General features: G+C 41.0%; 7 protein-coding genes and 2 pseudogenes. 6 read left to right on the top strand and 3 right to left on the bottom strand.

Annotated features, from left to right (window positions below):
• Positions 1-92: 92 nt before the first annotated feature.
• Positions 93-617 (bottom strand): DUF937 domain-containing protein, encoded by a 525-nt coding sequence (locus tag LC608_RS08710; protein WP_229553147.1) that lies wholly within the window; start codon positions 615-617, stop codon positions 93-95.
• 492 nt (positions 618-1,109) lie between these two features.
• Here LC608_RS08710 and LC608_RS08705 point away from each other — a divergent pair, with 492 nt between their 5' ends.
• Positions 1,110-2,663 carry a YcjF family protein gene (locus LC608_RS08705; RefSeq protein WP_229553146.1) on the top strand — a complete coding sequence of 518 codons (1,554 nt, stop codon included), beginning with the start codon at positions 1,110-1,112 and terminating at the stop codon, positions 2,661-2,663.
• Between the two features lie 39 nt (positions 2,664-2,702).
• Here LC608_RS08705 and LC608_RS08700 read toward each other — a convergent pair.
• Positions 2,703-2,882: pseudogene (locus LC608_RS08700) on the bottom strand (Uma2 family endonuclease); the annotation flags it as partial.
• Positions 2,883-3,161: 279 nt separating this feature from the next.
• On the opposite strand from LC608_RS08700, the gene LC608_RS08695 reads away from it, so the two are divergent.
• A complete protein-coding gene (locus LC608_RS08695; RefSeq protein WP_229553145.1) occupies positions 3,162-4,919 on the top strand; it encodes a serine/threonine-protein kinase in 1,758 nt (585 codons plus the stop codon).
• A gap of 288 nt (positions 4,920-5,207) precedes the next feature.
• On the opposite strand, the gene LC608_RS08690 is transcribed toward LC608_RS08695, so the two are convergent.
• Positions 5,208-7,343 (bottom strand): serine/threonine-protein kinase, encoded by a 2,136-nt coding sequence (locus tag LC608_RS08690; protein WP_229553144.1) that lies wholly within the window; start codon positions 7,341-7,343, stop codon positions 5,208-5,210.
• Between the two features lie 263 nt (positions 7,344-7,606).
• On the opposite strand from LC608_RS08690, the gene LC608_RS08685 reads away from it, so the two are divergent.
• The 4 genes and pseudogenes from LC608_RS08685 (at position 7,607) to LC608_RS08670 (ending at position 12,108) form a co-directional block, all read left to right on the top strand.
• Entirely contained in the window at positions 7,607-8,308 is a 702-nt protein-coding gene (locus tag LC608_RS08685) for a rhomboid family intramembrane serine protease (RefSeq protein ID WP_229553143.1), read from the top strand.
• A gap of 289 nt (positions 8,309-8,597) precedes the next feature.
• Complete coding sequence (locus tag LC608_RS08680; RefSeq protein WP_229553142.1) at positions 8,598-11,246, top strand: PAS domain S-box protein; 2,649 nt, start codon at positions 8,598-8,600, stop codon at positions 11,244-11,246.
• Between the two features lie 90 nt (positions 11,247-11,336).
• Positions 11,337-11,546, top strand: a pseudogene (locus LC608_RS08675) (addiction module protein).
• Positions 11,547-11,811: 265 nt separating this feature from the next.
• A complete protein-coding gene (locus LC608_RS08670; protein WP_229553141.1) occupies positions 11,812-12,108 on the top strand; it encodes a hypothetical protein in 297 nt (98 codons plus the stop codon).
• Positions 12,109-12,176: the final 68 nt, after the last annotated feature.

The raw sequence follows: 12,176 nt of genomic DNA, 5'->3' as shown, positions 1-12,176 counted from the left end.
TCTTCTCAGCCTATGCTTTAGCTAAAAATCTAGCAAGGGTTAACTGTTGATGTTTAAGGGAGTGGGGAGTTAGGAGTGGGGGTTAAGAAGTGCTACTGTTTCATGTATCGACTGGCCATTTGGATGGCATCAGCGATATCGACATCACCATCACCGTCAGCATCCAAGAAAGAATTCAGTACAGAGTTCCCGCCAGCTTGGGGATTCTGAGCATTTGCACCTGATTTCAAAAAATTAAGTACCAAAGGTACTGCTAAAGGCAGCAATTGTTGAACTATACCAGCATCCAATCCAGTGCGCCCGGCAGCAACCTGAGCTACCTGTTGTTGTATCTGAGGAGAAAACAGCGAATTGACGGCTTGGGGGTTAGGTGAAGTCCCAGCATATTGATTAACTAGACTTTGTGCGGCTTCATTACCATCTGTGGCTTGCTTTTGTTGCAAAGCAGAACGCACTTGACTACCGACAATTGACAAAACTGATTGGATGGTAGAAGGGTTTGTGCCAGTACGATCGCTCATTTGCTGTACACTGTTAACAATACTTCCCAATTGACCTAAGCTGCCTTGTTGATTGGGGTTAGCAACGGCACCAAGAATTTGATCGAAAAGTCCCATAAGTTTTCTCTCTTTGTTCTGAAAAAGCTTGCCAAAACTGGCGTAAGTCCACTAATAAATTAGAACACGCGAACTTTATAGTGAACGAATAAAATTTTAAAAGCTACTAGCTTAAGGATGATAAATCGATTAGGTTTATCAAAAAGGGCTTTTTCTACCCTGGTGAAAAATACTGAAACTATGAAGATTACAAGTATCTTTCTTCTGAACGACATTCCGCCCAGAACTGAAGTTCTGAGCTGATAGCGAAAGTCCACGCTTAGTGGACTAAACAAGCAATTCAGTCCACTAAGCGTGGACTTCAACTATGAGGCTCGGAATTCATTCCGAGGCGGGATAGAAACGCAGTGCGAGATTTAAAATTTTGTTAGTCAAGCAGATGAGCGTTCCTGGTTGAATCAAAAGCTGCTTCTGACTACTCTGGTAAAAAATACTGAAACTATTAAGATCAGAAGCATCTGTCTACTGAATATCCACTAATATTTCCCAGCCATGCCTCTGTCACGCATAGTAACGCTGATTGTTGGTCTGATCGTCATTTTGGGGCTAGCCCTATGGCTAATTGATTCCCTATCGCGCCTCTATTGGCAATTGTCCTATTCGCCGTTGCTAGGCAATTTGCTGCTGTTGCTGCTGATTGTCCTCATTGGAGCGTTGGTTGCCGCTTTTGTCTATTATGTATTGGTGATTCAATCTGGAGAAAAGCGATCGCGCCGCAACCCGAAGCGAGTAACTGCGGCGCAAATTCCTGCTGGCAAATCTGATGCTGCTTCTACAACTCTCCAAGCTGTACGCCAACAGGTAGGGCAAATTCAAGATGAAGTAGCACGCCAAGCTTTATTAAGTAAATCACGAGAGATTGAAGCAAACTTAGCACGGGGTGAGATTCAAGTAGTGGTATTTGGTACGGGGAGTGCTGGTAAAACTTCCCTAGTTAATGCGATTATGGGACGCATGGTGGGTCAAGTAGATGCACCGATGGGTACAACCCAGGTGGGAGAAACCTATTGTCTACGGTTGAAGGGATTAGAACGCAAGATTTTAATTACGGATACGCCAGGAATTTTAGAAGCAGGGGTGGCGGGAACGGAACGCGAACAAATGGCGCGAGAACTGGCTACAGAAGCCGATTTACTCTTGTTTGTGGTAGATAATGACTTACGACGCTCAGAATATGAACCACTGCGGGGATTAGCAGAAATTGGGAAGCGATCGCTCTTAGTTCTCAACAAAACTGATTTATATACAGATGAAGATAAAGAATCCATCCTTGCAAGGTTGCGTCAACGGGTACGGGGATTTATTGCTACTAATGATGTGGTGGCGATCGCTGCTAATCCGCAACCTGCACAATTAGAAACTGGCGAAACCTTCCAGCCGGAACCCGATATTGTTCCTTTGCTGCGGCGCACGGCTGCTGTTTTACGCGCCGAAGGTGAAGATTTGGTAGCAGATAACATTCTCTTGCAATCTCTGCGATTGGGAGACGAAGCCCGAAAGCTCATCGATGGCCAGCGTCGCCGTCAAGCTGACAAAATCGTAGAACGCTTTCAGTGGATTGGTGCTGGTGTGGTATCAGTCACGCCTATACCAGTCGTAGATTTACTGGCGACAGCTGCTGTTAATGCTCAAATGGTTGTGGAAATTGGCAGAGTTTACGGCTGTGAATTGAATATGGAACGGGGACGAGAGTTAGCCCTTTCTTTAGCGAAAACCATCGCTAGTTTAGGCATTGTTAAGGGAGCAATTCAATTATTATCTACAGCTTTGCAACTCAATGTTGCTACCTTTATTATTGGTAGAGCAATTCAAGGTGTGACAGCAGCTTATTTAACGCGAATTGCTGGTAAAAGTTTTATTGAATATTTTCGTCATGACCAAGATTGGGGTGATGGTGGAATGACAGAAGTTGTGCAGCGACAGTTTCAAATTAATCGCAGAGATGAGTTTATTAAGGCTTTTATTCAAGAAGCGATCGCGCGAGTGGTGAAGCCGTTACAAGATAAATCTGAAGTGATTGAACACGATGAAGAAATCAATAATTAAATAATTCAAAATTCAAATATTAGGCGGATAAAATTCAAAGTAATAAATTCCCATGTTGATGCCGAAAAACCAATCATCACGGTTTTGCCAGATTAAAGCTAAAGTAGCTAATAATAAATTAGGAACTAATATTTGCAGTTCGTTATCCGCAGGCGTATCATCAGAATCTGGTAATTCTACCGATGAAGGTAGACAGTCTAGCGGATTGTAGTTGAACATAAGCAGTCCTCAACCCCTAAAATCAAAATTTAAACTTATTTGCTCATAACTCAAAAGTAACTCAGGTTGCACATCAGACATTTTTGCTTGAATTTCATTGAAAATAGTCAATAAAAGATACGAACTTTAATAAAAAATTATATTTAATTACGCAAAAATACTTAAAAATTCAACTTGCATTCCAGTATCAAAACTTTAGTAATTTATTTCTAAAACATTCCGGAAACAGGAGGAAACGTCAGAAAAACTAATTAAAAAGACTTACTGAGTAACCAGGTCATGACCTACCACATAATCGGTAAATTACTACAAGAGCGTTACAAAATTATCCAAAGCCTGAGTGCAGGGGTGTTTGGACAAACATACATAGCTGTAGACGTAGATTATCCAGAGAATCCCAAATGCGTTGTTAAGCAGATTAAAGTTAGTAGTTCTGAATCCGGCTACTTGGAGATGCTGAGGTTACTGTTTCAGGCTGAAACCGAAACCCTCAAGCTTTTGGGAAGCCATCACCAAATTCCTGAATTTATCGACTGCTTTGAAGAAAACGAGCGATTTTATTTAGTCCAAGAGTGGATTGAAGGACATGCGTTGGCTGCGGAATTACCCATCGATCAACAATGGGGGTGTCTGTGGAGTGAAATGGAAGTTGTAGAATTCCTGATAGATGTTTTAGGTATTCTGGAATTTGTTCACTCTCAAGGCGTTATCCATTGCGATATCAAACCAGAAAACTTGATCAGACGTAATAGCGATGGCAAGTTAGTTTTGATTGACTTTGGCTCAATCCAGTCTATCGATTTTGGCATAGGTGCGGAATTGCCCATTTATAGAATTCCTGTCACTTCATTAGGGTATATACCACCAGAGCAATTTATTGGAGAAACACAGCCCAACAGTGATATTTATGCTTTGGGTATGATTGCCATCCAGGCTTTAACTGGCTTAGAACCACTAAAATTAAAAGCTGATCCTTATACTAATGAAATTGTTTGGCGTTCTGAAAACACGCCAGTTAACGATTATCTAGCTGCTATTCTCAGCCAAATGATCCGCTACAATTACCAAAACCGCTTTCAGTCTGCGAGTGAGGTGCTGCGGGTACTCAAACAAATAATATGGGAACAGCCACCAGAAATATTAGAAGCAGATGATGAATTTCCTATAGAAGCGGCGATTGAAAATGATAATCCTACATCTAGAAATTCATCTCCGTTATTAACAGGAATGAAAGTAGGACTGGCGGCTAATTCTTTAGTGATGGGATTTGGTGTATATTCTTTAATTAATGCTGCGCCTGCATACTCAGAAACAGAAACTTTATCTAAAGCCACACAAGAATATCAAGCAGGAGATTTAGAAGAAGCGATCGCACTTGCTAAATCAATTCCCTCTCACAGCAATGTTTATCCAGAAGCGCAAGCCACAATTGAAGAATGGCAAGAGCAATGGCAAGTAGCTGCACAGCAATACCAAATAGCTCAAACAGCTTTCCATGAGAGCAAATGGTCAGATGTTATACATGCGGTTGCGAAAATTCCAAATATTTCATATTGGCAATCTAAAACAGATAAATTAGTTCAGCAAGCATACGTCAACATTGAAGCACAGACGCAATATTTATTAACAAAAGCTTACGATAGTGCCGAGACAAAAGATTTTTCTGCTGCTTTACAATATCTGCGGCAAATTCCTAAAGAAAGTCGTGCAGGTGCTTTAGTTCAAGACAAGTTAGCTGAGTACAATCGAAAGCGCCAGATTAGAGCAGCTTACTTTTTACAGAAAGCTTATAAACAAGCACTTGTTGGTGATTTTAATCGAGCTATAAAATTTCTCCGAAATATTCCCAACGATACTCTAGTTTATGCTCAAGCTCAAGTCAAATTGAATGAGTATACTCAAAAGCAACGCTTGCGAACTGATTACCAAAAGGTCGCTTCTGGAAAAAGAAAAAGTTTATTTTTCTCTAAAAACTCAAACACTAATATTGAATATGTTCAAGGAGTAAATTACCTGCAAGAGGTTAATATTCGCTAGTTACAGCAATTATTTGATTCACAGACTGGTTACAATACGGTTCGGTTAAGGTGCATAGGTCTTAAAGATCCCCCTTAGTTCCCCTTAAAAAGGGGGAAATAGAGCCATTTTTAGCTCCCCTTAAAAAAGGGGGTTGGGGGGATCGAGTCTTATGCGAACCGTATTGAGACTGGTTACATATAATTGTTAATCTACTAGTACCGCAAGGCGGAAGTCAAAAGTCAAAAAGCTTTAATTTTGGGCTTTCTGGCTGTAATGAAATCGTAGCTTTATTGACGCCGTGCTGTACTAGGGTGTTGTCTGCGGTGACTTAGTAGCATTAGGAAATGGCAGAACTGGCACAATTACAGGTTTAGGCTTTGATATTTCGCCTTGTAGTTGAATTTGGGCTTGATTGCGCCCGTCTATTGCTTGTTGATAATTAGGCTTGTATTTTATTGCTTGATCGTAAGACGCGATCGCATCTTTAAACTGTTTCAAATTTAATAGCGCATTGCCTCTGCTATACCAGCTTTCTGAATGGTCTGGTTTATAACGAACTGCCTTATTATAAGATGCGATCGCATCTTTGTATTTTTGTAAAATGTATTGTGAATTCCCCAAATTGTACCATAGTTGATAGTCTCTTTGCTTAAGTGTTGCTGCTTTTTTATAAGATTTTATTGCTTCTTCATAGCGTTGGGTTTGATGCAGCGACCAACCCAGATTATACCATGCTTGATAATTACTGGGATTATATTTTATTACTTGATTAAAAGATTCAATTGCTTCTGGATAACGTTGTAAATTCAGCAGTACATTACCTCTCGATAACCAGGCTTGATAATAATTTGGCTTGTATTGTACAGCTTTATCATAAGCTGTAAATGCGTCTCGGTAGCGTCGCAAATTGACTAAGGAATTTCCCCAATTATACCAGGCTTGCTCGTAGTCTGGTTTTAAATCCACGACTTTTTCATAAGCTGCGATCGCTTCTTCGTATCGGTTAGAATTTTGTAAGGCTAATCCTTTTTTATACCAAGCTTCGTAATTATCTGGTTTAAATGCAATCGCTTTTTCATAAGCTTTAATTGCTTGGTCATATTGATTTAAATTACTAAAAGCTTCACCCTTAGCATTCCAGACTTCCGAGCTTTCATTATTTAATTGTAAGGCTTTATCAAAAGAGGCGATCGCTTCTTGATATCGCTGTAAATTTCCTAATACAAAGCCTCGTCCATTCCAAGCTTCAAAATTATCTGGCTGAATTTGAATTGCTTTATCATACGCCGCTAGCGCATCTTTGTATTTTTTTAATTTAGACAGCGTTTTACCTTGGCCATTCCAGGCTTGAGCATAATCTGGTCTAATATTAACGGCTTTTTCATATACTTCTAATGCGTCTTGATAGCGTTGCAAATCAAAAAGAGTATTTCCTTGTTTGGATAATTCTATGGCGTTATTTGAATTAATGTTATTTAAAATTAATATTGATGCTATTGTGCTAACCCCAATTAAAAATATTGCTAGTAAAATTTTACCCAAAATACCTTTTTTAGGTTGAGGTTTGTTTATATTTTTTGGTTGAGAAATAGGAGTTAATGCAATTGTCTGGGCGGGTGGTTGTGTTAACTCTTTTAGTGCTTGTAATGCCACCGTTGCCGAAGCATAGCGTTGTCGAAAGTCGTAGCACACCATCTTATCTAAGAATTGAGCAAATTCTGGCGTTACCGTGGCTTGATTCTGCCAGATAATTTCATTAGTATCGGGATCTTTTACTATTTCCTCTGGTGATAATCCAGTGAGACCTTGAATAGCAATTATTCCCGTAGCGTAGATATCACTGCTTAATTTTGGCGTACCATGAGCTTGTTCTCCAGGGATATATCCAGGCGTACCTATAGCAACAGTACCTTTAATTGAGCTTTCGGGAAGAATCACCTGGGTAGTAATTTGTTTAACTGCACCAAAATCAATTAAGATTAATTTGCCATCTGGGTGGCGTCTGAGGATATTTCGCGGATTGACATCACGGTGAATTACATTTTGTTGATGGACAAATTCTAAGATTGTCAAAAGTTCTTGTAAAAGTGAAATTACTTGCTCTTGACTCCAGGTTTTACCTGGGATTAATTCTAGACTCAAGTTATGTCCTTCGATCAATTCCTGTACGAGATAAAATTCGGCGTTCTCCTCAAAGTAAGCTAAAAGTTGGGGTATGCGATCGTGAGTTCCTAATTTATACAGAACTTGTGCTTCTGTATCAAATAAACGCCTAGCTGTCTCCAAGGTTACGGGATCGCTTGCTTGGGGTTTAAGTTTCTTAACGACACATGGAGGTGAACCGGGTAATTGGGTATCGCTTGCCACAAAAGTTTCACCAAAACCCCCACCTCCCAAGTTACTAATAATCTGGTATCTTCCTACAAGTGTGTTTCCCAGCATCTCGTTTGCCTAGTTAAGTGCGATGCGATCTGATTTCAATCTTGCCACACGTTAAGGGAGAGTAGGGGAGGCAGGGGGAGCAGGGGAGGCAGGGGAGGCAGAGGAGGCAGAGGAGGCAGGGGGAGAATAAGTAATAATACCAATTCTGTATGAAGATGCACATAATCAGTCCCCCCAACACATCGGGGGGACGGCGTAGCCGGGGGGTAAATATATGCAGCTTCACAAAGAAACGTATAACTAATAACTAATGACTAATTTATATGATTCCTATTGGTGATAATATTCGTTGTCGGAATAAACCGATTATTAATTACTGGCTGATTGGCATTAATGTTGCCGTATTTTTATGGGAGCTTCAACTAGAATTTAGTGGTGGATTAGGTTATTTTATCAATATTTGGGGTGTAGTTCCAGCCCAGATTAGTGGGGCAATTACAAATGCATTCGTTTACAATATCTCTCCTGCTTGGATAATTGTAATTTGGCGAACATTTTCACTATTTGTTGCAATATTCCTACATGGCAGTTTTAGTCAAATATTGGGAAATCTATTATTCTTATGGGTTTTTGGTAAGACTGTCGAAAATATTCTGGGGCATAGACGCTATCTCGGATTGTATCTGGCTGCTGGCGCGATCGCTTCTTGTGTGCAAATTCTGGCTGAACCAAGTTTGACAGTACCACTGATTGGGAGCAATGGCGCGATCGCATCTGTTTTAGGAGCATATATTATCAAGTTTCCTAAAGCTAAAATTGACACAATTTTGCCGCTAATAATCTTGTATATTCCAATTCAACTTCCAGCTTTTTTCTATCTATTTTGGTGGTTTATGCAACAATTATTTTATGGCATCGGCAGTTTAAATATTCCCCCTGTTGGCGTAAACCAATCGGGTGGTGTCTTTTGGGGACAGGTTGTGGCAATATTGATTGGTGCGGGTTTTATGCGTTTGAAGAGATAATTCATTATTGGATGCAAAGTGTCTTGTCGTTAGAGAAAGCTCTTAACTTCAGAAGGTGTATTTCGGTTAAAATCTTATGCGTCTTTTGACGGATTACATTTTTTAGCTTAAAAATCGATACTGTTAAAGCTAGTACAGTAAGGCGTAAATAAACCACCCATTCCAAATCGCCAAAAAGTCTGCCCTATATAGCTTTTTGACTTTTGACTTTTGACTTTTGACTTGCGCCATGCGGTACTAGGGGATGCCTACTCTTCAAATCGGTATTTAGTTATAAACGGTGTGCAAGATGCCAAATGTTGATAAAATTAACTTTAAAGTCACTGATGAATTAGTAGCTCTGCGGCAGCGTGTAGCTGAGTTAGAGCAATCAGAAATATTTTATCAGCAAAGGCAAGCAGCCCTTGAGGAGCAAGTAATAGAGCTAGAAAAAAAACTGGCGCTTGCACTAGAATATCCCCATATTCAAGCTGTTGAATATGAGATCAAGCAGCATTTTGAACAAAAGACATCCACAGCCTTGAATGTGCCAATAGATGTGGCAGTAACTTTAGAACAACTCCAACAAGAAATTGCAGGACGACAGCAGGTAGAAGCGTTGCTGAGGGAGAGTGAAGAACGGCTCAGGCTAGCTCTAGAGGTTTCCCAGATGGGCTTGTGGGATTGGAATGTTGTTACCAATAAAGTAATTTGGTCTGAAAATTATGAATTGCTTTTTGGTGTGCTTCCAGGTAGTTTTGATGGTCCTTACGAAACGTTTCAGAAGTGCGTTTATCCTGAAGATAGGCAATCTGTAATGCAAGGGATCGCCCACGCTTTAGAACAAAAGTCTGACTACAACGATGAATTTCGCATAGTGCGATCAGACCAAAGTGTACATTGGATTTCTGCTAAGGGAAAATTTATCTACGACGATCGCGGACAAGCGGTGCGAATGATCGGCGTTTGTATGGAAACTACTGTCTGCAAGCAAGCAGTAGAAAGTAGTCGTGAACTCACAACCCAAGTGCAAGAACAGGCAAATATTTTAAATGCTATTCTCACCGCCTCAGTCGATCACATTTACATCTTTGATGGCAAAGGTTGCTATCAGTATGTCAGTCATGATGCAGCTACGGTATTAGGCTTTAAGCCCCAGGATCTTGTCGGAAAAACTTTGCAAGACCTGGATGTACCCGCAAACCTTATAGAACAGGTAGATAATCAACGACAAGCTGTAATGAAAACTGGGCAGCCAATCAAGGATGAGTCTAAATATGTTACTGCTGATGGTGTGCATTATTATGAATACATCCTCACACCATTACGGAATTCCCACCAAAATATTGAAGGCGTAATTACAGTTTCTCGTGATATTACCGAACACAAACGGGCAGAAAAATCATTACGCGAAAGTGAAGCCAGATTTCGGCGTTTGTTTGAATCCAACCTAATCGGGGTTGCTTTTTGGAATGTGGATGGCTTTATTATTGATGCCAATGATGCCTTTCTCCAGTCAGTTGGCTACACTCGTGATGAGTTTGCCAGTTTGGGTAAAATTAATTGGAGAGAACTTACTCCTATTGAATATAAAGATTTAGACGATCGCGCCCTTTTGGAAGTGCAAACCACTGGAGTTTCCAGAATTTATGAGAAAGAATATCTCCAGCGGGACGGGAAACGAGTCCCAATTGTTTTGGGGGTAGCTTTGCTAAATGACTCCAAGGATAATGGTGTTGCTTTTGTACTGGATATTACCGATCGCAAATCAGTTGAGAAAGAATGCGATCACCTCCTCGAACGAGAAATGAAAGCACGCAAAGAAGCAGAAATTGCCAACACACTCAAAGATGAATTTCTGGCGGTTCTCTCCCATGAACTGCGAACCCCACTCAACTCTGTTCTGGGGTGGTCGAAAATGTTGCGAACTCGTAATTTCGATGAAAAAACCACTAAGCATGCCTTGGAAACCATTGAACGCAACGCCAAGTTACAAACCCAGCTAATTGAAGATTTGTTGGATGTGTCTACCATTCTCCAAGGAAAATTAAACTTGAATGTCTGTCCAGTGAACTTGGTAATGGTAGTTGAAACCGCACTAGAGACAGTACAACTCGCAGCACAAGCTAAGTCGATTCAAATTCAGACGATATTTGATCCCACTTTGGGACAAGTCATGGGCGACCCAAATCGGCTTGTGCAAGTTGTGTGGAATCTACTTTCCAATGCGGTAAAATTTACACCAGCAGGGGGAAGGGTAGAAATTCGGCTCATGGAAGTTGGCAACCAAGCTCAAATTCAGGTCAGCGATACAGGTAAGGGAATTAGCCCAGAGTTTTTGCCTTATGTGTTCGATTACTTTCGCCAAGCTGATAGCACAACTACGCGGGCCTTTGGTGGATTAGGTTTAGGATTAGCGATCGTGCGTAAGGTTGTAGAGATGCATGGGGGAAAAGTTCAAGCCGAAAGTCCTGGAGAAGGATTGGGTACTACTTTCACTGTTGAACTACCGCTTTTAGTTAGAAGTGAACAGATGACGCGTCAAGAGAATGAGTCTTTAGATTGTGAACCTGAATCCCCGCTCCTTTCCAATACTCAAGTTTTGGTTGTGGACGATGAACCAGATATCCGCGACTTAATTACCTTTATTTTGCAAGACTACGGTGTACAAGTAACCGCCGTATCTTCAGCACAGGAAGCATTAGAAGCGCTGTTTGAGTCAGTACCAGATATTTTAATTAGCGATATTGGAATGCCAAAGACAGACGGTTATATGCTGATGCGTGAAGTGCGATCGCGATCGCCCCAACAAGGGGGAAACGTACCAGCGATCGCTCTGACGGCTTATGCAGGCGAAATGAATCAGCAGCAAGCATTAGCAGCAGGATTCCAAATGCATATTTCTAAACCAGTAGATCCAGATGTATTGCTGAAGGCGATCGTTGATTTGATAGATTAGTCATTGGTCATTGGTCATTTGTCATTTGTCATTGTTTTTTGGTACATACGGTGTGTTTCGTTGGAGAAAAAAACTTCTGTTGAGCAAGTCATGAAAGAAGCCTTAGCTTTGCCCAGTGCAGTGAGAGCATTGTTGGCAGAAAAGCTGGTTGAAAGTCTTGAATTTGATGTAGACGAAACACTTTAAACACTGTGGACAAATGAAGCCAAGAAGCGTAGAAATGAAGTTCGCAGTGGTGCAATTGAACCCATTCCTGGAGAGGAAGCCTTAGCTAGGGTGAGACAAATTTTGGAGCAATGAAATACGTCTTTCATCCAGCAGCATTAATTGAATACGGTGAAGCAGTCAAGTTTTACGCAGAGCGTCGAGTTGAATTAGCACAGGGTTTTACCCCACCCTAACCCTCCCCTTGTAAAGGGGAGGGAACTGGATTTCTGTTTCCCCCTTTTCTAAGGGGGAGGGAACTAGATTTCTTTTTCCCCCCTTAGAAAGGGGGGATTAAGGGGGGTAATTTGATTTGTGTATACACCGTAGGCTTGCGGGGAGGGGCTGGGGGTGGCGTGCAATGACTGTGGAAATCATAACTAATTATTCGGACATGGTATCAGCCAAAACAATGGCATTGTCAGCCGTCACAATCGCATTGTCAGCCGAAACAATGGCATTGTCGGTCGAAACAATCGCATTGTCAGCCGTCACAATCGCATTGTCAGCCAAAACAATGGCATTGTCAGCCGATACAATCGCATTGTCAGCCGAAACAATAAATTTGCCTTGGGGACATCCAAGAATTAAATTACTTAATTCCTACATCCAACGTCACTATCCAATTTTTTCTCCCCCTCCCTTCCAAAACGATTGATTATTTTTTTAGTTGGAAGTCCCTTGCTACGTTTTTCTATGGCGACGGTTCCTTTAGGATTGTGAGAC

The sequence above is a fragment of the Nostoc sp. XA010 genome (assembly GCF_020829625.1).
In the GTDB taxonomy this organism is placed as follows: domain Bacteria; phylum Cyanobacteriota; class Cyanobacteriia; order Cyanobacteriales; family Nostocaceae; genus Nostoc.
Note: the sequence above shows the minus strand (reverse complement) of the source record. Positions and strands in the feature narration are given on the sequence as shown.

Excerpts from the sequence above, each read along its gene's own strand:
- LC608_RS08710 (WP_229553147.1), bottom strand. The coding sequence starts at position 617 with ATGGGACTTTTCGATCAAATTCTTGGTGCCGTTGCTAACCCCAATCAA.
- LC608_RS08705 (WP_229553146.1), top strand. The coding sequence starts at position 1,110 with ATGCCTCTGTCACGCATAGTAACGCTGATTGTTGGTCTGATCGTCATT.
- LC608_RS08695 (WP_229553145.1), top strand. The coding sequence starts at position 3,162 with ATGACCTACCACATAATCGGTAAATTACTACAAGAGCGTTACAAAATT.
- LC608_RS08690 (WP_229553144.1), bottom strand. The coding sequence starts at position 7,343 with ATGCTGGGAAACACACTTGTAGGAAGATACCAGATTATTAGTAACTTG.
- LC608_RS08685 (WP_229553143.1), top strand. The coding sequence starts at position 7,607 with ATGATTCCTATTGGTGATAATATTCGTTGTCGGAATAAACCGATTATT.
- LC608_RS08680 (WP_229553142.1), top strand. The coding sequence starts at position 8,598 with ATGCCAAATGTTGATAAAATTAACTTTAAAGTCACTGATGAATTAGTA.
- LC608_RS08670 (WP_229553141.1), top strand. The coding sequence starts at position 11,812 with ATGACTGTGGAAATCATAACTAATTATTCGGACATGGTATCAGCCAAA.